Source organism: Gemmobacter fulvus (genome assembly GCF_018798885.1).
In the GTDB taxonomy this organism is placed as follows: domain Bacteria; phylum Pseudomonadota; class Alphaproteobacteria; order Rhodobacterales; family Rhodobacteraceae; genus Gemmobacter; species Gemmobacter fulvus.
Window position 1 is genome coordinate 94,265 of sequence record NZ_CP076361.1, and the last position, 19,500, is coordinate 113,764.

Consider the following 19,500-nt stretch of genomic DNA (forward strand, 5'->3'; position numbering starts at 1 on the left):
GGCTGCGGCCTGTGGCGTGGTCACTTGATGCGGTGCCAGTCGGCGACGTTCCACAGCTCGCTGTCCCAGGCATTCAGCAAAACCCCGCCCAGCGTGTTCGACACAGCCGAAAACCGGCCACGGTCGGCCAGAGGCAGCACGACGAAACTGTCCTTGGTCAGCGCGTCATTCATCTTTTTGGCAAGCTCGGCCCGTTTGGCCAGGTCGCGGGTCTGGCTAAGTTCCACGACCATCGCGTCATAATCTGCCGAACAGAAGCGGTTCACGTTTTCGCCCTGCCACTGGCTTTGCGGCGTCGGGGCCTTGTCGCAGGTATATTGCGACAGATAGGTTTCGGGGTCGGTGCCGTCATAGCTTTTGGCAAACAGCTCGACATCGGCATAGAATTTCTGCAGCGTGTCGGGCGATCCGGCATCGCCGCCAAAGAACACGGAACCATCGACGGCCTTCAGTTCGACCGCGACCCCGATTTCATTCCACCAGCCCTTGATCAGCGCCTGAAAGTCCTGACGCACCGGGTTGACCGAGCTTTGGAACAGCAGCGACAGCGGCGTGCCGCCCTTGTCCAGCACGCCGTCGCCATCGCTATCGGCCCAGCCCGCCGAAGCGAGCAGCGCCTTTGCGCCCGCAATATCCTGCGTCAGGCAGCCGGTATTGTCCGAGGCGAACAGGGCCGGGGCGGGCACCACATTGCAGATGGGCCGCGCCGCCGCGCCATAACCCACCTCGACCAGCAGCGCGCGGTCAATCGCCATCGACAGCGCCTGCCGCACCCGGGCATCCGACAGGATCGGATGCGGATGTTTGGCGGTGGAGCGCTCGCCTTCCGGCAGGCTGGGTGAGGGGTCCGTCAGGTTGATCTCGATCCGTTCGACCTGCGTGCCAAAGGCGGTGACAAAGCGCCCCTTCCCGCCTGCCTCCATCGCGGTTTGCAACTCGGGCGGGATCTGGGTGTTCCAGGCGTAATCGAACTCGCCGGTTTCCAGCACCGAGCGCGCCGCCGAGGTGGCATCGCCGCCGCCCTTTATCATGGCAGAGGCAAAGGCGGGTTTGGCCGGATCACGATAGGCCGGGTTCGCCTCCATCAGCACCACATCATTGGTTCTGAACTCGGTCACGCGGAACGGGCCGGTGCCGATCGGGCCGAAATTGGCCTCGGTGCAGGACGAGGCCGCCGCCCCCAGACAGGCGGCGAATTGCGCCTTTTGCAGCAAGGGCGCACTGGCGCTGACAAAGGCGGTCAGCGGATTGGGCTTGGGTTCGGCAAAAGTCACTCGGATCGTGGTATCATCCAGCGCTTCGACCTTTTCAACGCCCTCATAGCGCGACCGCTGCGCGCAGCCGCCCTCGGGGTGCATGCAATATTCGGCGGTAAAGACGGCATCGACGGCGGTCAGCGGGGTGCCATCGCTCCATGTCAGGCCGGGCAGCAGATGCCATGTGATGCTCTTCAGATCCTCGGAAATGCCACCGTTTTCCAGCGTCGGGATCTCGCGTGCCAGACGTGGCACGACATTGCCCTTGTCGTCATAGTTGGCAAGGGGTTCCAGGATCATCGAGGCCACATCGACCTCTTTCGTGCCCAGCGACAGATAGGGGTTCAGGGTCGAAACCGCCTGCGCGTAGATGATCTTGACCTGGCCGTCCGTGCCACGATCCGCAAAGGCGGCAGGCGCAATCCCGATCAGGGCGACGGCACCGAGAAGCGTGGTTTTCATTGGGGAAACTCTCCGTATGGGGGGCGGGCATTGGCCGAAACGGGCCGGGATATGCTGGCAGCTGCGGTGGCTGGGACGGGGCGCGCCATCACGCGCGGGCAGCCCTCGGGCCGGGGGATCACGACGCGGGCGGGTCTGTCAGGCTGCGGCAATCCGGGGCGCACAGCCGCTGTCGGTTTCGGCATGACAACGATTGCAGCGCGACGCGGGCCACGACAGCAAGGGACGGCGCTGTTCGGGCCAAGCAGATCAGGAACGGGCAGAGGCCCGTCGGGCATGTCGACCTCCTCAGGTCTTTGTTTTATTTGGTAAATGAATGCCATTCCGTGGGCTTTCGGCGCGGCTTTCGGGCAGAGTGTCAGCTATTTTTGCCCCCCTCGCAAGCGTCATTCATCGTTAATCCGCATTCCGCCAAGGCAGTGCCTCTCTGTGCCCGATATGGCGGCTCGGGGCTTGCCTTTCGCCGGATCGGACGGCAGGCTTGCGACAATCCCGGAGTGTCCAATGCCGCAACGCCTGTCTGCCCGCCAGATCCTCGACCACCTTGTCAGCTTTCCCACGGTCAGCCGCGACAGCAATCTTGCGCTGGTCGATTGGGTGGAGGCTTATCTGAACGGCTGGGGCGTGACCGCGCATCGGGTTTACAACGCCGACCGCACGAAAGCCGCCCTTTATGCCCATATCGGGCCAGAGGTCGCGGGTGGCGTGATTCTGTCGGGGCACAGCGATGTGGTGCCGGTCGATGGGCAGGATTGGTCCTCGGACCCCTGGGTGGTGACAGAACGGGGCGGGCGGCTTTATGGGCGTGGCACCTGTGACATGAAGGGGTTCAACGCGCTGGCGCTGGCCGCCGTGCCACTGGCGCTGGAGGCTGGGGTAAAGCGCCCGCTGCAAATCGCGCTGTCCTATGACGAAGAGCTGGGCTGCATCGGCGCGCAGCCGATGATTGCCGCCATGGCCGCAGGCCTGCCACGCGCCGCCGCCGTGGTGGTGGGAGAGCCGTCGCAGATGAAGATGGTCAATGGCCACAAGGGCGGCCATGGCTTCAGGGTGCAGGTCGACGGGTTCGAGGTGCACAGCTCACTGGCCCACACCGGGGTCAGTGCGATCATGGAAGGCGCAAAGCTGATCGACTGGGCCAACCGGAGGAATGCCGAAAACGCCGCCGCACGGCCCACGCCCTTGGCAGCTATGTTCACCCCGCCCTGGACCACGCTGCATGTGGGCACCATTCAGGGCGGCACCGCCGAGAACATCACCGCACGCGACTGTCATTTCGGCTTCGGGTTCCGGGTGGTGCCCGGCGAAGACCCGCTGGAGTGGGTGGCCCGGCTGCGGGATGAAGCGGCACGGCTGGAGGCGGACATGCAGGCCGTCCGCCCCGAAGCGGGCATCACGCTGGAGGAGGTGTATTATGTGCCGCCGCTTGTGCCGGAACCGGCGGGGGCCGCCGAGGCGCTGGTGCGCCGCCTGACCGGCGACAATGGCACCATGGTCGTCAGCTATGGCACCGAGGCCGGGCAATTCCAACAGGAAGGCTATTCCGCCGTGGTCTGCGGTCCGGGCGACATTGCGCAGGCGCATCAGCCCGATGAATATCTGGAAATCAGCCAGTTCGAGGCGGGATGGCGCTTCATGCAGGCTTTGGTCGAGGATCTGGCCGCATGATGACCTTCCCGATTTCCGACGCCACGCCGATCCGCTTTGCCGGGCCGGTGCCTGCGGCCTGTGATGTGGTGGTGATCGGCGGCGGGGTGATCGGCGTGATGACTGCCTGGCATCTGGCTGAACGCGGCCTGCGGGTGGTGCTGTGCGAAAAGGGCCGGATTGCGGGCGAACAAAGCAGCCGCAACTGGGGCTGGGTGCGCCAGCAGGGCCGCGATCTGGACGAATTGCCGATCATGGTCGAGGCGCTGCGCCACTGGAAGGCGCTGGCGCAGGAATTTGGCGAGGCGCTCGGCTTCCGGCAGGAAGGTGTGATGTATCTGGCCAAGACCGAGGCCGAAATGGCGGGGTTCGAGGCCTGGCTGACCCATGCCAAGGCCCATGGCCTTGATACCCGCATGATGACCCCCGGCGATGTGGCGGGCAAGATCTCGGGCGCGGAAAAGGGCTGGAAGGGCGGGCTATTCACGCCCTCGGATGCGCGGGCGGAACCTTGGGCGGCTGTGCCGCTGCTGGCACAGGGGGCGGTGGCGCGCGGGGCGGTGATCGTCGAGGGCTGCGCCGTGCGCAGGCTGGATCTGGCGGCGGGCAAGGTGGCCGGGGTCATCACCGAACAGGGCCGCATCGCCTGTGATCAGGTGGTGCTGGCGGGCGGTTCGTGGTCGGCGCTGTTCGCCCGCGCCCATGGCGTGCGCTTCCCGCAACTGTCGGTCAAGGCGACGGTGATGGCGACCGAGCCCTTGCCCGAGGTCTTTGCCGGCAATGCGGCGGATGACGATTTCGCCTTTCGCCGTCGTCAGGATGGCGGCTATAGCCTGGCACCCGGGGCGGCGCATGACTTCTTTATCGGTCCGGATGCGTTTCGCCATGCGAGGGTCTATCTGCCGGTGCTGAAAAAGGATTTCCGGTCCACCCGCTTTCATCCGGCCTCGCCCTCCGGTTATCCCGATGGCTGGCGCACGCCGCGCGACTGGGCGGCGGATGAGATCACCCCGTTCGAGCGGATCCGGGTGCTGAACCCCAGCCCCAGCGCGCGGATCATCCGCGATGTGAGCAAGGCCTTTGCCCATACCTTTCCCGCGCTGGGGCGGCCCCGGTTGAAGGCGGCCTGGGCGGGCATGATCGACACCATGCCCGATGTGGTGCCGGTGGTGGACCGGGTGGCGCATCTGCCCGGTCTGGTGATCGCCACAGGCATGAGCGGGCACGGCTTTGGCATCGGCCCCGGCATGGGCCGGGTGGTGGCCGATCTGGTGGCCGGGCAGCCCGTGGGCCATGACCTGCACCGCTTCCGCCTGGCCCGCTTCTCGGACGGATCGAAAATCGCGCCCGGCCCATCGCTGTAACTGGCCATCGCTGTCACTGGCGCTGTCGCTTTCGGCGTTGAAACCTGCCGCGCGCTGCCGCAGTCTGCCCCGGAAGGAGAGCCAGATGCCACCGAAGAACCGATTTGCCGAATTGCTGCCCGAGATCATCGCATGGCGCAGGGATTTTCACGAAAACCCAGAACTGCTGTTCGACGTGCATCGCACGGCGGCCCGCGTGGCCGAGCTGTTGCAGGGATTCGGCTGCGACGAGGTGGTGACCGGCATCGGGCGCAGCGGTGTTGTCGGCGTGATCCGGGGCAGGACTGACGCCACGGGCGGGGTGATCGGGCTGCGGGCCGATATGGATGCGCTGCCGATCACCGAACAGACCGGAGTGGCCTATGCCAGCAAGACACCCGGCAAGATGCACGCCTGCGGCCATGACGGCCATACCGCCATGTTGCTGGGGGCCGCGCGGTATCTGGCCGAGACACGCAATTTCGATGGCACCGCCGTGGTGATCTTTCAGCCCGCCGAAGAGGGCGGCGGCGGCGGGCGCGAGATGTGCGAAGACGGGCTGATGGCCCGGTTCGGGATTCAGGAAGTCTATGGCATGCACAATATGCCCGGCATTCCGGTCGGACAGTTTGCCATCCGTCCCGGCGCGATCATGGCGGCGGCGGATCAGTTTGATATCACCGTTACCGGCAAGGGCGGCCATGCCGCCAAACCGCATGAATGTATCGACACCACGGTGGTGGCCGCGCATATCATCGTGGCGGCACAGACCATTGCCTCGCGCCGGATTGATCCGTTGAAACAGGTGGTTGTGTCGATCTGCACCGTGCAGACCGACAGCACGGCGCATAACGTGATCCCGCAGGTCGTCAAGATGAAGGGCACTGTGCGCACCATGGATCCGGCGGTGCAGACCGAGGTGGAGCAGCGCCTGAAAGAGCTGGTGGAGGGCACGGCGCTGGCCTTGGGCGCGCGGGCGCAATTCTCGTATCAGCGCGGGTATCCGGTGACGGCCAATGCGGTCGAGAATACCGGCTATGCCGCCGCGGTGGCGCAGGCCATCTCGGGGCAGGTGGATACCGACACGGCACCGCTGATGGGGGCCGAGGATTTCAGCTTCATGCTCAATGAACGGCCCGGCGCCTATATCTTTCTGGGCAATGGCGATACGGCGATGCTGCACCATCCGGCCTATAATTTCGATGACAGCGCCATCCCCTTTGGGGCAAGCTGGTATGCAGGCATGATCGAAGCGCGGATGCCCGCCGCAGGCTGACAGCGGCTACAGATCAGCGACGGCGGCGCGGCAGGCTTGACTTGCGGCGGCGCGGCGTTTGGGGCATGAGCGCAGCAACCAGCGCCAATCGTGAGGTATCGGTATGGACTATGCAAAATCCGGCGGCAGCAAGGCCGCCAAGAATGCACCGAAGCACAAGGAGCACAATGCGAAGGGAACCGACAAGAACCCCTTCGGTGACCGTGCAACCAAAGAGGAACTTCTGGCCCGCATGAAGGCGGCGGCAGAGGCCCGCAAAAAGGCAGAGTGATCTGCCCCGCGCCGCGCCCTGAACCGTCAGGGCGCGGCGCGGTTTTCCAAGATCACTGCGCCTGTGGCACAGCCTCGGGGCGCAGGGCACCGGGGCTTTGCCCGGTCCATTTCACAAAGGCGCGGTGAAAGGCACTGGGCTCGCTATAGCCCAGCCGGGCCGAGATTTCGGCCACGCTCAGCGGTTCTGCCAGCAGTTTCTGCGCCAGCGCCAGCCGCAGATCATCCTTGATCGCGGCAAAGCTTTGGCCATCGGCGCGCAGACGCCGCCGCAGCGTCGCGCCCGACACCTCCAACGCCCCGGCCAAGGCCTCGAATCCCGGCCAGTCAGCGGGGGGCAGTGCGGCAAGCCGGGCGCGCACCTGCGCAGAAATCCCCGGCTCGTGCCGGTAGCGCAGCAGGATATTGGCGGGCGCCTCGCGCAGAAACGCGTGCAGGGCGGCATCATTGCGGATCAGCGGCAGCGCCAGATGATCGGCGTCAAAGGTCAGACGGCTGGCCGGTCGGCCAAATTGCACCGGCGCGCCGAAAAACTGCCGGTAATCGCGGCGGTGATCCGGCGCAGGGCAGGCAAAATCCAGCCGCCGCAACGGGATACGCCGCCCGATCAGCCAGCAGGCAATGCCCAGCACGATCAGCCAATAGGTGCGATAGGCGAAGGCCGATCTGGGGCCGTGGGCATCGCTCAGCACGATTTCCGCCTCGCCGCCGCGCACGCGCAATTCGCCGCGCGGATCGTCCAGCACCAGCGCCAGAAAGCGCAGCATCCGCCGCAAGGCCCGCTCCAGCGTGCCCGCGTGCAGCACCGCATGGCAGAGCATGGCAAAGCTGCCGGGGCGCATCGGTCGGGCGGCAAGGCCAAAGAATTCGTCCTGCATCGCCTCGGCAATCAGCCACCACAGCCGCCCGTATTGCTGGTTGCTGATCGGATCCGTCACCGTGGCGGGCAGGCCCGCTGCCGCCAGAACCGGCCCCGGTGCCAGACCCTGCGCGCGCAGGCAGGCCAGCGCATCCTCGACAAAGCCGGGGCTGATGATCTGCCGCTCCATGCCTGCCTCCGCCGCTGCATATGGTAAAACCGATCACCGATTTAGACATTCTATGTCATTGTTTGCAACATGCGCTGCGGTATCTTTTTGCGCGACAGCCCTGCCCGGAAGAGGAGTCCGGGCCGATGGCAGGGCGACAGGGGGAGAAGATCTGATGACCGAAATGCCCGTTTCCGGCGGGGACGCCCGCTATGAGGACGCCGTGGCGCGCTTCAGTATCGCGGCGGCAATCGCCGGTCTGCAAGGCGATCTGGCACAGGGGCTGAATCCTTGCGTCGAATGTTGCGACCGCCATACCGGCGCGGGGCGCATCGCGCTGCGCTGGGTCTCGGTGGAGGGGCGGCTGGAGGAATACACATTCGAGCAGTTGCAGGCGCTGTCGGCGCGGATGGCCAATCTGCTGGTTGCGGCCGGGATCAAGCCGGGCGACGTGGTGGCGGGGCTGCTGCCACGCACGCCCGAACTGGTGGCGACGGTGCTGGGCTGCTGGCGCGCCGGGGCGGTGTATCAGCCGCTGTTCACCGCGTTCGGGCCAAAGGCAATCGAACAGCGTCTCCAAACCGGCGCTACGAAATGCGTGGTCACCAACAGTACCAACCGCGCCAAGCTGGACGAGATAGCCGCCTGCCCGCAGGTGGTGACCGTGCTGGGGGCCGGGGCGGCGCTGCCCGCAGGCGATGTGGATTTCCATGCGGCGATGGCGGCGGCCCCGGCAGAGTTTGCCCCGGTGCTGCGGCGCGGTGACGATCTGTTCCTGATGATGTCCACCTCGGGCACCACCGGCCTGCCCAAGGGCGTGCCGGTGCCGCTGCGCGCGCTGTTGTCCTTTGCGGCCTATATGCGCGATGCCATCGGCATGCGCGAGGGCGATGTGTTCTGGAACATCGCGGATCCGGGCTGGGCTTACGGACTTTATTACGCGATCACCGGGCCTTTGCTGCTGGGGCAGGCCACGACGCTGTTCGAAGGCGGTTTCACCGCCGACAGTACCTATGACCTGATCACGCGGCTGGGTGTCACCAGCCTTGCCGGATCGCCCACTGCCTATCGTCTGCTGATGGCGGCAGGGCCCGAGGCGGCGGCGCAGGTCAAGGGGCGGCTGCGGGTGGTGTCGAGCGCGGGCGAGCCGCTGAACCCCGAGGTAATCCGCTGGTTCGATGCACATCTGGCCGCCCCGATCCATGACCACTACGGCCAGACCGAAACCGGCATGGTGGTGAACAACCACCACGGCCTGTCGCATCCGCTGCGCCCCGGGTCTGCGGGCTTTGCCATGCCGGGCTACCGCGTTGTGGTGCTGGACGAGGCGGGCACGGAACTGGGCCCGAACCAGCCGGGCATCCTGGCCGTCGATATCGCCGCCTCGCCGCTGATGTGGTTCACCGGCTATCATCGCAAAGATACGCCCGCGATTGCCGATGGCTATTACCGCACCGGCGACAGTGTGGAGTTCGAGCCGGATGGTTCGATAAGCTTCATCGGGCGGGCGGATGATGTGATCACCTCGTCCGGCTATCGCATCGGGCCGTTTGATGTGGAAAGCGCGCTGCTGGAACATCCGGCGGTGATCGAGGCGGCGGTGATCGGCGTGCCCGACCCGCAGCGCACCGAAATCGTGAAGGCCTTTGTCATCCTTGCGCCCGGACAGGCGGGCAGCGCGGCGCTGGCCGAAGAGTTGATGCAGCATGTGCGCCATCGGCTGTCGGCCCATGCCTATCCGCGGCGCATCGACTTTGTGACAGAGCTTCCCAAGACCCCCAGCGGCAAGATCCAGCGGTTCCTGCTGCGCAAGGCCGAAATCGAACAGCAGGCACAGGCATGACAGAGAGAACACAGATGCAAGGCACAGACCGGGTGGTGGTGATCACGGGCGCAGGCTCGGGTCTGGGCGCGGCGGTGGCGCGCATGGTGATCGACAGCGGCGGCAGCGTTCTGCTGCTGGATGTGAACACCGGCGCAGGCACGGCCATGGCCGAAACCCTTGGCCCGAAGGCGCGGTTTCACGCCTGCGATGTGACGGATGAGGCCGCGGGCCGGGCCGCCATCGCGGCGGCGCAGGCCACCTTTGGCCGGATCGACGCACTGGTGAATTGTGCCGGTGTGGCGCCCGGCGAAAAGATCCTTGGCCGCGACGGGGCGCACCGGCTCGACAGTTTTGCGCGGGCGGTGTCGATCAACCTGATCGGCACGTTCAACATGCTGCGTCTGGCCGCCGAGGCGATGGCGGCGCAGCCTGCCGGGCGCGGCGGCGAGCGCGGGGTGATCGTCAACACCGCCTCCATCGCCGCCTATGATGGGCAGATCGGGCAGGCGGCCTATGCCGCCTCCAAGGGCGGGGTGGCCGCACTCACCCTGCCTGCGGCGCGCGAACTGGCCCGCCATGGCATCCGCGTCGTCACCATAGCACCCGGCATCTTTGCCACGCCGATGATGTCGGGCCTGCCGCAAGAGGTGCAGGACAGTCTTGGCGCGTCGGTGCCGTTCCCGCCCCGGCTGGGCGATCCGGCGGAATATGCGGCGCTGGTGCGCCATATCTTTGAAAACCAGATGTTGAACGGCGAAGTGATCCGTCTGGACGGCGCATTGCGCATGGGGCCGAAATGAGGCCGGAAACGGGGAGGGCTGAAGCATGACTGCACAGGATCCGATTGTCATCGTGGGGGCGGCGCGCACGCCCATGGGCGGATTTCAGGGCGATTTCGCCACGGTTCAGGCCGCCGATCTGGGCGCGGTTGCGATTGCGGCGGCGCTGGCGCGGGCCGGGCTTGCCCCCGAGGCGGTGCAAGAGGTGATCATGGGCTGCGTGCTGCCCGCCGGGCAGGGCCAGGCCCCGGCACGGCAGGCGGCGCTGAAGGCCGGGTTGCCGCTGGGCGCGGGGGCGACCACGGTCAACAAGATGTGCGGATCGGGCATGAAGGCGGCCATGTTCGCGCATGACCTGATCTGCGCCGGATCGGCCGAGGTGATCGTGGCGGGCGGCATGGAAAGCATGAGCAACGCCCCCTATCTGCTGCCCAAGGCGCGGGCGGGGCTGCGGCTGGGCCATGGTCAGGTGATCGACCATATGTTCCTCGACGGGCTGGAGGATGCCTATGACAAGGGCCGCCTGATGGGCACCTTTGCCGAAGATTGCGCCGGGTCTTATCAGTTCACGCGCGAAGCGCAGGATGCCTATGCCATCGCCTCGCTGACGCGGGCGCAGCAGGCGATTGCGGCAGGCCATTTCGCCGCTGAAATCGGCGCGGTGACCGTGAAGGCGGGCCGAAGCGAAACGGTGGTCAGTGTCGATGAACAGCCCGGCAAGGCGCGGCTCGACAAGATCCCCACGCTGCGCCCGGCCTTCCGCGACGGCGGCACGGTGACGGCGGCCAACAGCTCCAGCATCTCGGACGGGGCGGCGGCGCTGGTGCTGATGCGCGCCTCCGAGGCCGAGCGGCGCGGCTTGACCCCGCGCGCCCGCATTGTTGGCCATACCACCCATGCCGACAAGCCGAACCTGTTTCCCACCGCGCCGGTGGGGGCGATCCGCAAACTTGCGGCGCGCACTGGCTGGTCCATGGCTGATGTCGACCTGTTCGAGATCAACGAGGCCTTTGCCGTGGTGGCCATGGCCGCCATGCGCGATCTCGATCTGCCGCATGACAAGGTGAACATCCATGGCGGTGCCTGCGCTTTGGGGCATCCGATCGGGGCTTCGGGGGCGCGGGTCATGGTCACGCTGCTGGCGGCGTTGGAAACCCACGGGCTGACGCGCGGGGTGGCCTCGCTCTGCATCGGCGGCGGCGAGGCGACGGCCATCGCCGTTGAGCGGATGGTTTAACGCCGCGCCACCGGGGCTGCGTCTTTCGGCAGGGACCACAGCGTATCTGCCGAAAGCGTGGCCCAGGCCGAGGCGCTGCCATCCGGCCACAGCACCCGCACCTCGGCCTCTTGCGCGGCGCCAAGCCCGAAATGCTGCGGCGCGAGCTGCCCGCCACCATGGCCGCCGCCCAGCGTTATCTCGCGCCGCTGGGTCACGCCATTGGCGCGCACCTCCACCCAGCCGTTCACCGCGTGCTGGTTGGGGGTGGGTTGCTGTGGTTCAAGCGCGATCCAATGCGCCGCTGCCGCCCTGTCCGCCAGCCCGCCATTGCGCCACAGCTCTGCCGGGGCATTGCGGTTGACCACCAGCAGATCCAGCCAGCCATCCGCGTTCAGATCCACCACCGCCCCGCCACGCGCCGTCAGCATCGAGGCCACCCCGGCGCGGTCGCCCGCCTCCATGAAGGTGCCATCGGTGCGTTGCAGCAACAGGTTGTTGGGATCGGCCATGGCGAAATCGGGCATGGCCGACACATTGCCCTTGGCGATGAAGATATCGGCCCGCCCGTCATTGTTCACATCTTCGATCTGGGTGTGCCAGGCGGTAGAGGGTTTGACCTCGCCGCCGGTATAGGGGCGTTGCGCCACCGCGCCCTTGGCCAAAGCCACATCGGCATAGCGTGGCAGCAGGGGATCCGCCTTCGGGTCGGTCAGCACCTGAAACTTGTTGTCGGCCATCGAGGTCAACACATATTCCGGCAGGCCGTCGAAATCGAAATCATGGCTGGCGATGCCCATGCCCCAGATGCGCAGGCGCTGCCAGCCTTCGGCCTCGGTATACAGGCGCGGCGGGGCTCCGGGATCCAGATGCCACATCTGCTCTTGCCCGCCCTTGTAATATTCGCGGTCATTGCTGATGCGCAGCGCAGGCTGGCCCGCGCGGTTCCAGTCGGTGAACAGGATCGACAGCGCGCAAAAGCTGGGCGTCAGCGGCAGCGGGGCGGCAAAGCGGCTGCCCTCGGGGCGGTGCAGCCAGTTGTCGGTGCAACTGCCCCAGGGAAAGGCATCCTGCCTGGGGTCAATGTAATTGCCGATGGCCAGCGTCGGCCATGCTTCCCCGCGTTCCCATGTGGCGGCAAAGGCGGTGGACCAGGCATCGCCGCCGTCAAAGCCCCAGGCCTCGTTCGCCCTTTCAAACCGGCAGTCGCCAAGGCCGCGCAGCAATACGTTTTCCCCGACGCGCAGCAGCGCCAGATCGGTGATCCCGTCGCTGTCCACATCCAGCGGCCAGGCCCCGGTCACGCCGCCCAGCTCCACCCCGGCCTGTATCTTGCTGAACCGCAGCGCGCCGCCCGTGGCGCTGTCATTGCGCCACAGGCTCGCCTGCGACGTGCCCCCGGCCAGCAGCAGATCGGGCTTGTCATCGCCCGAACAGTCAAACGCCGCTGCGCCGCCGCCCACCATGAACTCCCATTCGCCGGTAAAGCTGTGGGTCAGCCCGGCGGGCAGGGTTTCCGCGACATACTGCGGAATGGCCGGATCATCGGCAAAGGCGGGCGGGGCCAGCAGCACGACGGCAAGGGCAGGGCGCATGACCAACCTCATTTCAGGGTGCGGAGGGCGGTGGCATGGGCACCGATACAGGTCCCCTGATCCAGACCGCGTTCAATCGCGGCACGGAAATGGATGCCGCCATACAGCCGCGACAGCGCCGCTTCCTCGGCAGCAGCGGCAAAGCTGGAGAAATGCCGCACTGGCAGGCCATCCGCCTCGTGGGTGGCATCGTCAAACGCAAACTCTGCGCCGAAAATGGCCGTCATCACGGCGGCGGCGGCCCCGGATTGGGTGCTGTGGCCCGAGGGATATTCGGGGAAGGGCGGCGTGATCAGCAGCGGTTCCCATTTGGGCGCGATCACCCGGCGGATATAGGTGACGGGGCGCAGCAGGTCATGGTCGAACTTGCTGTCCCAGCAGCCGATGAAGGAATCGGCCATGGTGATGCCCAGCCGGGCCAGCAGATCGGCGCTGCGTTCGGGCGACAGATTCTCGCGCTGCGCCAGATCCAGCGCAATCGAGATCCAGTGGCCGGGTGGGGTGGGCGACAGCATCGGATCATCCGACCAGAAACGCGCGATCAGCTTCTGCTCATCCGTCAGCGTCTGGCTGACATCATAGACCTCTTTCCCCTCGGCAAAAAAGGCCGAGCCGGGCGCTTCGCTGTAGTCCGGCGGCGGCGGCAGCGGGCAGGCACTGCCCGAGGGCATGGCAAAGGTGCGGTTGTTGCCCCAGTCCGGCAGCAAGGGCGCCTGCTGTTGCACGATCTTCGAGGTGGGCACCCAATGCGACGGGCCGGGTTGCGGCGTGAAGGTCATCGGAAAGCCCATATTGTCGATCACCGCCCCGCCGTCACTGGCAGCCCAGGCGATGACATGCGCGGCAATCGCCTTGCCATGGGCGCTGCTGCGGGCCACGATCTCGGGCGCGACATCGGCGGTCAGGCTCGTATCCAGCTTGGCGGCCATCGCCGCCATGGCGCGTTGGCCGGTGGGGCCGGTATTGCCAAAGAAATGCACGACCGAATCCGTCAGCGCCGCCTGCATCACCACCGCCTCGTCATAGGCCCCTGCGGCGCGGGCAGGCAGCGGCGGCAGTTCGGGCAGCTGCCCGGCAAGGCTGGTGCGGCTGTCAGGCGCGGCAGAGGCGCTCACCTCCCAGGCGGTCACGCCCAGATAGGCAAAGGCGCGGCTGGCGACGGGCGGCGAATAGGTGGGGGTATGGCGCACCAGCTCCAGCACCAGCCGATACCAGGTGATCAGCACGCCGCCTGCATCGGGCGCTGCGGCCCGGACCGGGCTTGCCCCCAACAAGGTCAGGGACAGCAGGGCAGCTTGGACAAGGTTGCGGAACATGGGGATGCCGTATCTGATTGCGCTAACGGCGATGATTGCCGCGTTCTGCGGCACAGGTCAAATGCTGCGATGGCTTCTGGCAGCAAAAGGCCCCCGCGATGGTGCCATCACGGGGGCAGGCGCGGCCTTGCTTGGGACAGGCCGGGGTTTGGGGGGCGCTGTGCCTCAGCCGAAGATGAGATCATCCGCAAGCGCGGCCTTGGTGCTGTTCAGCACGGTCAGCACATCGCCCCGGCCGAAATCAAAGATCACATTGCCACGGCTTTCGGTCGCTTCGGCCAAAGCCGCGCGCACGGTGCTGACGCCAAGGCCCGACAGGCGGATGGTATCGACACTGGCGAAATCGACGATCGTATCGGCATCGCCATTGCGCCCGAACACAAAGACATCGGCGCCGCTGCCGCCGGTCAGCCGGTCATTGCCGGTGCCCCCGCCTAGCGTATCCGCGCCAGAGCCGCCGAACAGCCGGTCAGCGGCGGCGCCGCCCTCCAGCCGGTCCCGGCCCGCATCGCCATAGAGCGTGTCATTGCCACCACTGCCCGCCAGCAGATCATTGCCGCCCGCGCCGCGGATCACATTGTTCTGCGCATTGCCCAGAATGTCATTCGCCGCCGACGTGCCGGTGAACACACGCGCATCCGATCCGATGCGCAGGGCGAAACCGCCAGTTTCGCTGGTGTAATAACCCGCAGCACCGATGAAATAGCTGCCTCCTTCGCTGGCCGTGAAAGTGATCGTGGCCGAAGCACTGCCCGTGGAGGTAGAGCTATAGGTCAGGCGCACGCCATCGGCATCATACAGCGCCACATGCTTGCCGGTCAGCGCATCGGCAGAGCCGTCACCGCTCAGCGTGAAGGTATAGCTGCGGCCTTCGGTCAGTTGCAGCTTGAACCAGTCCTGATCGGTGGCCACGTCGATTGTGCCGGTCCGCCGCTCGCCATCGCGCAGCGACTGGGTGGTCAGCGTGTCATTGCGCACCGTGTCGGTGGCGGTAGAGCGCAGCACATACCCGCCGGTATCGGTTTCGTTGATATTGCCCGCCTGCACGAAATAGGTGCCGGCCTGTTGCGCGGTCCAACTGATGGCGGAAGCGGCATTGTAATAATTGGCACCATTGGCAAGGATCGTGGCCCCGGTGCCATCGCGCAGATACAGATCGGGGTCCGACAGGCCGCTGGCCGCCGTGCCGCTGATGTCAAAGCCATAGGTGATCCCGGCCTTCAGCGTCACCTTGTGCCAATCGGTATCGTTCGGCGCATCCACCTTCGAGGTGATCTTGCCATTGGCCGCCAGAACCGAGGTGGTGGCGCTATTGTTCACGATCCGGTCGTTCATCATCGCGGTGATGCGGTAATTGCCCTCGGCCCTGCCATCGCTGCTGTAGTCCAGCACCGCGATGAAATACTCGCCCGAGCCAGTGGGATTGAAGCGGATCAAGCCGCCATTGTAATCATAGGCGATGCGGCTGCCGTTTTCGTCCAGCAACTCGATCCGCGCATCATCCAGCGTATTGACCGAGCCGTCGCCCGACAGTGCAAAGCCGTAGCTCAGCCCCTGGCTCAGCTCCAGCCGGAACCAGTCGCTGTCGCTCTCCTGGCCCAGGCTGCTGCTGGTGGTGCCGGTTCCGGTGATGCTGCGATCCGTGGTGGCGTTATTGACGATGGTATCGCTGAAGCTCGACTGGATCACATAGCTGCCCTCGGCCAGACCGTCCGAGCTGTAATCCTCGATCGACAGATAGAAGGTGCCGCCGACGCTGGGCGTGATCCGCAGCAATCCGTCAGTATAGGTCGGAGAGCCGATCACATTGCCCAACGCATCGCGGATATACATGCGCCCGTCGTCCAGCGTGCTGGGGCCGCCATCGCCGCTGAGCCGGAAATCATAGGTCAGCCCGGCTTTCAGATCGATGCGGAACCAATCGCTGTCGCCCTGAAAATCCAGCGACGAGCGGGTCTGGCCGGTGGTGGAGATCCGCGATGTGGTGGAGGTGTTGCCGGGAATGTTGGTCATTGAAAAAATACCCTCGTGAAGGACGTGACCCGGATGGCAGGCCATCGGTCGGTGCCGGGATTACCCAAGTTTGCCAAGCCATTAAGGGCAAGCCAGCGTTCTGTGCAATATTCTTTCCCGTCAAATCGGCGGGCAAATGGTTTAAGCGGGGGTTGCGTGCGCGAAGTGCCGCCTATGCCTGTGGTTTAGTGGCGCTTCGGCTGCGCGAAATTCGCGCTGCGTGAAATGGCGTGGCTGTGAATGGGCCTAGCTGCGGCCCGAGGGCAGCTTGCAGAACATCTCGTAGACCATGCCGATGGCAGTGGCGACTTTCGGATCCTGAATCGAATAGAACATCGTCTTGCCCTCGCGCCGACAGCTGACCAGCCCTTCCAGCCGCAGCCGCGCGAGTTGCTGGCTGACCGCCGCCTGCCGCGACGACAGCAGTTGTTCCAGTTCCGTCACTGATTTTTCGCCCGACTGCAAATGGCACAGGATCATCAGCCGCCCCTCATGCGCCAGCGCCTTCAGAAACCCGGCAGCGGCGGTGGCCTGCACCATCATTTCATCGGCGGGCAGCGTGGTGCAGCCTTCGGCCTCGGGGCCGGTCACGGGGGCGGGAAGCGTCATGTCGGACTCGTCATCAGCGCGGATTTCCATCAACATATATGAATATCATGGCCAGTTCAAATCCCGCTCAGCCGCCATGCAGAAACCCGCCATAGGCCCCCTGGCTGAACACCAGGGGCGCGCCGTCGCGCAGCGCAAAGCGTTTGACCCGGCCCACGACGATCAAATGATCGCCGCCATCATGCGCGGCGTGGCGTTGGCATTCAAACCGCGCCAGCGCGCCCGGGATCCGCGGCACGCCATCGGGCGAGAGCGTATGCTCCAACCCGGCAAAGCCTGCGCCCGACCGGCCAAAGCGGGCAATCAGCTCGAACTGATCCAGAGCCAGAATGTGAATCGCGTAATCCTGCGCCCCGGCAAACAGGTCAAAGCGGCTGGAGGCGCGGGCAGGCGACCACAGCACCAGCGGCGGATCCAGCGAGACCGAGGCAAAGCTGTTGGCGGTAAATCCCATCGGGCCCTCTGGCCCGGCAATGGTCACAATCGTAATGCCGGTGGCAAAGCGCCCCAGCGCATCCCGGAAATCGCGTGCGCTCGTGCCATCGGGCGTCTTCACGATATCTTTCATTCTGCGCGTCTTTCTTGGTGATGAGCGGCGATGCCCCGGACTTCCTTGTGGGATATAGCAGCGCTTTCGGCAAGATCGAGCCTTCCGGCACCATCTCCGGCACGGACGGGGTTCATTTGGCTGCAACCGGCCTGTAGGCAGGGCGCGCAGGCAACACAAGGGGCGGATGATGCTTTTGGCCTATCGGGCAGAGGGGGGCAGGATGCTGCCCGGCGCAAGCGTGCAGACGGCGCAATGGATCGACCTTGTGACGCCCGACGCAGAGGAGGCCGCACAGGTGGCCGCGCTGGGGCTGGAGGTGCCGAGCCTCGCCGACATGGAAGAGATCGAACTGTCGAACCGGCTCTATCACGAAGGCGGCGCGCATTACATGACCGTGGTGATGAGCGGCCAACGCGCCGATGGTGCGCGGATCACCGGCCCAGTCACCTTCATCCTGTCGCCCGAGCGGCTGGTGACGGTGCGCCACCACACGCCGCGCCCGTTTGACACCTATCCGCCGCGCGCGGGCAAGATGGGGGCGGGCTGCGCCACCCCGGCGGCGGTGTTTCTGGGCCTGATCGAGGAAATCATCGGGCGGCAGGCCGATCATCTGGAAGAAACCGGCCGTGGGCTCGATACCGTGACGACCACGATCTACACCGCCGATCCGACCCGCCGCACGCCGGAGCGGCTGCAAGTCACGCTGCAACGGGTGGGCCGCGAGGGCGAGATGCTGGGCAAGGTGCGGCTGGCGCTGATGACGCTGGCGCGGGCGGTCAGCTTCTTTCAGCAATTGCCGGCGGCGGCGGATCATACCGCCCTTGTGGCTGGTTTGCAGCGCGACATGCAGGCGCTGGAGGTTCATGCCGATTTTCTGGCGTCGCGGGTGGCGCTGGCCTCGGATGCGACGCTGGGCATGATTGATCTGGACCAGAATACCACCGTGCGCATCGTGTCGGTGGTGGCGGTGCTGTTCCTGCCGCCGACGCTGATCGCGTCGATCTACGGCATGAACTTTGCGCATATGCCGGAACTGGCACAGAGCTGGGGTTATCCGGCGGCGCTGCTGGCGATGGTGGCGAGTGCGGTGCTGACCTGGACCTATTTCAAATGGCGGCGGTGGCTGTGATGATCTTTGCCAATGCCGACCTGGTGCTGCCCGAAACGGTGCTGCGCGGCGCGCTGACAGTCGAGGCCGGGCGCATCACCGACATCCGCGCCGGGGCGGATGTGCCCGCAGGGGCGCTGGATTGCGGCGGCGATCTGCTGATGCCGGGGTTGATCGAGCTGCATACCGACAATCTGGAGCGCCATATCGAGCCCCGCCCCAAGGTCGGCTGGCCGCATGAGGTGGCCATTCTGGCCCATGATGCCGAGCTGGCGGGCTGCGGCATCACGACGGTGTTCGATGCGCTGCGCGTCGGATCGATCCCGTCGCGGACCAAGGGCAATTACGGCGAATATGCCCGTGCGCTGGCCGACGAGATTTTAGGCCTGCGCGCGTCAGGGGTGCTGAAGATCAGCCATTACCTGCATCTGCGCGCCGAGATCTGTTCGGAAACGCTTGAGGCAGAGCTGGACAAATTCGGCCCGCAGGATCGGGTTGGCATCGTCAGCCTGATGGATCACACGCCGGGGCAGCGGCAGTTCCGCGATCTGACGCAGCTGCGCCATTACCTGATGGACAAATATGGCTTTACCGAAGCCGAGTTTGCGGCGCATGTCGCCGACCGGCGCGCCCTGTCGGCCCGTGTCGGGGCGCTGCATGAGGCGGCGGCAGTGGCGGCGGCACGGCGCATGGGCGCGCATATCGCCAGCCATGATGACACGCTGGCGGCGGATGTGGCGCAATCGGCGGCGCATGGTGCGGGCTTTGCCGAATTTCCGACGACACTGGAGGCCGCCGCCGCCTGTCAGGCGCAGGGCATTGCGGTGATGATGGGCGCGCCCAATCTGATCCGGGGCGGATCCCATTCCGGCAATGTGGCGGCGGCGGCGCTGGCCGAGGCGGGGCTGCTCGACATCTTGTCGTCGGATTACATTCCGGCGGCGCTGCTGCAGGCGGCGCTGCGGCTGGGCACGCTGTGGGGGGATCTGTCGCGGGGCGTGGCGACGGTGACGGCGGCCCCCGCTGCGGCGGTCGGGCTGGCGGATCGCGGGCGGCTGGCGCCGGGCCTGCGCGCCGATCTGATCCGCGTGGCACGGCATGGCGATACGCCGCTGATGCGCGGCACCTGGGTTCTGGGGGCGCGCGTCGCCTGATCCGATGTCGCGGCCAGACATGCGGCTGTCATCCGCGCCGCCTAGCCTGACCG

General features: G+C 66.0%; 16 protein-coding genes. 9 read left to right on the top strand and 7 right to left on the bottom strand.

All coding sequences use genetic code 11. The features are described from left to right. Window positions 1-20: 20 nt before the first annotated feature. Window positions 21-1,718, bottom strand: a complete 1,698-nt coding sequence (locus tag KM031_RS00400) for a peptide ABC transporter substrate-binding protein (RefSeq protein WP_215504327.1) — start codon at window positions 1,716-1,718, stop codon at window positions 21-23. A gap of 504 nt (window positions 1,719-2,222) precedes the next feature. On the opposite strand from KM031_RS00400, the gene argE reads away from it, so the two are divergent. The 4 genes from argE (at window position 2,223) to KM031_RS00420 (ending at window position 6,255) form a co-directional block, all read left to right on the top strand. After that, on the top strand, window positions 2,223-3,386 hold the full coding sequence (gene argE, locus KM031_RS00405) for an acetylornithine deacetylase (RefSeq protein WP_215504326.1): 1,164 nt from the start codon (window positions 2,223-2,225) through the stop codon (window positions 3,384-3,386). Beyond that, entirely contained in the window at window positions 3,386-4,729 is a 1,344-nt protein-coding gene (locus KM031_RS00410) for an NAD(P)/FAD-dependent oxidoreductase (protein WP_215504583.1), read from the top strand. Before argE ends, KM031_RS00410 begins: the two co-directional genes overlap by 1 nt. An 85-nt stretch (window positions 4,730-4,814) precedes the next feature. Further along, the gene (locus tag KM031_RS00415) at window positions 4,815-5,984 is read left to right on the top strand and encodes a M20 aminoacylase family protein (RefSeq protein ID WP_215504325.1); all 1,170 of its coding nucleotides are present in this window, start codon (window positions 4,815-4,817) and stop codon (window positions 5,982-5,984) included. A 103-nt stretch (window positions 5,985-6,087) separates the two neighbouring features. Continuing rightward, the gene (locus KM031_RS00420) at window positions 6,088-6,255 is read left to right on the top strand and encodes a hypothetical protein (protein ID WP_215504324.1); all 168 of its coding nucleotides are present in this window, start codon (window positions 6,088-6,090) and stop codon (window positions 6,253-6,255) included. 52 nt (window positions 6,256-6,307) lie between these two features. Here KM031_RS00420 and KM031_RS00425 read toward each other — a convergent pair whose 3' ends face one another. Continuing rightward, window positions 6,308-7,303: an AraC family transcriptional regulator gene (locus tag KM031_RS00425; RefSeq protein ID WP_215504323.1), complete on the bottom strand. Its 996-nt coding sequence runs from the start codon at window positions 7,301-7,303 to the stop codon at window positions 6,308-6,310. Window positions 7,304-7,457: 154 nt separating this feature from the next. Between KM031_RS00425 and KM031_RS00430 the strand changes: the two genes are divergently transcribed. Genes KM031_RS00430 through KM031_RS00440 form a run of 3 tightly spaced genes read left to right on the top strand, consistent with a single transcriptional unit; the run spans window position 7,458 to window position 11,123 of the window. Beyond that, window positions 7,458-9,125 (top strand): acyl-CoA synthetase, encoded by a 1,668-nt coding sequence (locus KM031_RS00430; protein WP_215504322.1) that lies wholly within the window; start codon window positions 7,458-7,460, stop codon window positions 9,123-9,125. Between the two features lie 14 nt (window positions 9,126-9,139). Then, window positions 9,140-9,907, top strand: coding sequence for an SDR family NAD(P)-dependent oxidoreductase (locus tag KM031_RS00435; protein ID WP_215504321.1), 768 nt, complete (start codon window positions 9,140-9,142; stop codon window positions 9,905-9,907). Between the two features lie 25 nt (window positions 9,908-9,932). Then, the gene (locus KM031_RS00440; RefSeq protein WP_215504320.1) at window positions 9,933-11,123 is read left to right on the top strand and encodes an acetyl-CoA C-acyltransferase; all 1,191 of its coding nucleotides are present in this window, start codon (window positions 9,933-9,935) and stop codon (window positions 11,121-11,123) included. Here the strand turns inward: KM031_RS00440 and KM031_RS00445 are convergent. From KM031_RS00445 to KM031_RS00465, 5 genes are all read right to left on the bottom strand, one after another. Further along, entirely contained in the window at window positions 11,120-12,697 is a 1,578-nt protein-coding gene (locus KM031_RS00445) for a CRTAC1 family protein (RefSeq protein WP_215504319.1), read from the bottom strand. The two genes, KM031_RS00440 and KM031_RS00445, sit on opposite strands and share 4 nt — an antisense overlap. 8 nt (window positions 12,698-12,705) lie before the next feature. Then, window positions 12,706-14,013 carry a vanadium-dependent haloperoxidase gene (locus tag KM031_RS00450; protein ID WP_215504318.1) on the bottom strand — a complete coding sequence of 436 codons (1,308 nt, stop codon included), beginning with the start codon at window positions 14,011-14,013 and terminating at the stop codon, window positions 12,706-12,708. Between the two features lie 165 nt (window positions 14,014-14,178). Then, entirely contained in the window at window positions 14,179-16,026 is a 1,848-nt protein-coding gene (locus KM031_RS00455; protein ID WP_215504317.1) for a pre-peptidase C-terminal domain-containing protein, read from the bottom strand. Between the two features lie 246 nt (window positions 16,027-16,272). After that, complete coding sequence (locus KM031_RS00460; RefSeq protein ID WP_215504316.1) at window positions 16,273-16,635, bottom strand: ArsR/SmtB family transcription factor; 363 nt, start codon at window positions 16,633-16,635, stop codon at window positions 16,273-16,275. 67 nt (window positions 16,636-16,702) lie between these two features. Beyond that, window positions 16,703-17,203 carry a flavin reductase family protein gene (locus KM031_RS00465; protein WP_215504315.1) on the bottom strand — a complete coding sequence of 167 codons (501 nt, stop codon included), beginning with the start codon at window positions 17,201-17,203 and terminating at the stop codon, window positions 16,703-16,705. Between the two features lie 169 nt (window positions 17,204-17,372). Between KM031_RS00465 and KM031_RS00470 the strand changes: the two genes are divergently transcribed. Together KM031_RS00470 and KM031_RS00475 are read left to right on the top strand one after the other, a co-directional pair. Then, window positions 17,373-18,314 carry a magnesium transporter CorA family protein gene (locus KM031_RS00470; RefSeq protein ID WP_215504314.1) on the top strand — a complete coding sequence of 314 codons (942 nt, stop codon included), beginning with the start codon at window positions 17,373-17,375 and terminating at the stop codon, window positions 18,312-18,314. Continuing rightward, window positions 18,296-19,447, top strand: a complete 1,152-nt coding sequence (locus KM031_RS00475) for an alpha-D-ribose 1-methylphosphonate 5-triphosphate diphosphatase (protein WP_215504313.1) — start codon at window positions 18,296-18,298, stop codon at window positions 19,445-19,447. Before KM031_RS00470 ends, KM031_RS00475 begins: the two co-directional genes overlap by 19 nt. Window positions 19,448-19,500 lie beyond the last annotated feature (53 nt).

Coding starts and splice junctions, on each gene's coding strand:
- KM031_RS00450 (WP_215504318.1), bottom strand. CDS start 14,013: ATGTTCCGCAACCTTGTCCAAGCTGCCCTGCTGTCCCTGACCTTGTTG.
- KM031_RS00435 (WP_215504321.1), top strand. CDS start 9,140: ATGCAAGGCACAGACCGGGTGGTGGTGATCACGGGCGCAGGCTCGGGT.
- KM031_RS00410 (WP_215504583.1), top strand. CDS start 3,386: ATGACCTTCCCGATTTCCGACGCCACGCCGATCCGCTTTGCCGGGCCG.
- KM031_RS00425 (WP_215504323.1), bottom strand. CDS start 7,303: ATGGAGCGGCAGATCATCAGCCCCGGCTTTGTCGAGGATGCGCTGGCC.
- KM031_RS00455 (WP_215504317.1), bottom strand. CDS start 16,026: ATGACCAACATTCCCGGCAACACCTCCACCACATCGCGGATCTCCACC.
- KM031_RS00475 (WP_215504313.1), top strand. CDS start 18,296: ATGGCGGCGGTGGCTGTGATGATCTTTGCCAATGCCGACCTGGTGCTG.
- KM031_RS00465 (WP_215504315.1), bottom strand. CDS start 17,203: ATGAAAGATATCGTGAAGACGCCCGATGGCACGAGCGCACGCGATTTC.
- KM031_RS00420 (WP_215504324.1), top strand. CDS start 6,088: ATGGACTATGCAAAATCCGGCGGCAGCAAGGCCGCCAAGAATGCACCG.
- KM031_RS00400 (WP_215504327.1), bottom strand. CDS start 1,718: ATGAAAACCACGCTTCTCGGTGCCGTCGCCCTGATCGGGATTGCGCCT.
- KM031_RS00430 (WP_215504322.1), top strand. CDS start 7,458: ATGACCGAAATGCCCGTTTCCGGCGGGGACGCCCGCTATGAGGACGCC.
- argE (WP_215504326.1), top strand. CDS start 2,223: ATGCCGCAACGCCTGTCTGCCCGCCAGATCCTCGACCACCTTGTCAGC.
- KM031_RS00440 (WP_215504320.1), top strand. CDS start 9,933: ATGACTGCACAGGATCCGATTGTCATCGTGGGGGCGGCGCGCACGCCC.
- KM031_RS00470 (WP_215504314.1), top strand. CDS start 17,373: ATGCTTTTGGCCTATCGGGCAGAGGGGGGCAGGATGCTGCCCGGCGCA.
- KM031_RS00445 (WP_215504319.1), bottom strand. CDS start 12,697: ATGCGCCCTGCCCTTGCCGTCGTGCTGCTGGCCCCGCCCGCCTTTGCC.
- KM031_RS00460 (WP_215504316.1), bottom strand. CDS start 16,635: ATGACGCTTCCCGCCCCCGTGACCGGCCCCGAGGCCGAAGGCTGCACC.
- KM031_RS00415 (WP_215504325.1), top strand. CDS start 4,815: ATGCCACCGAAGAACCGATTTGCCGAATTGCTGCCCGAGATCATCGCA.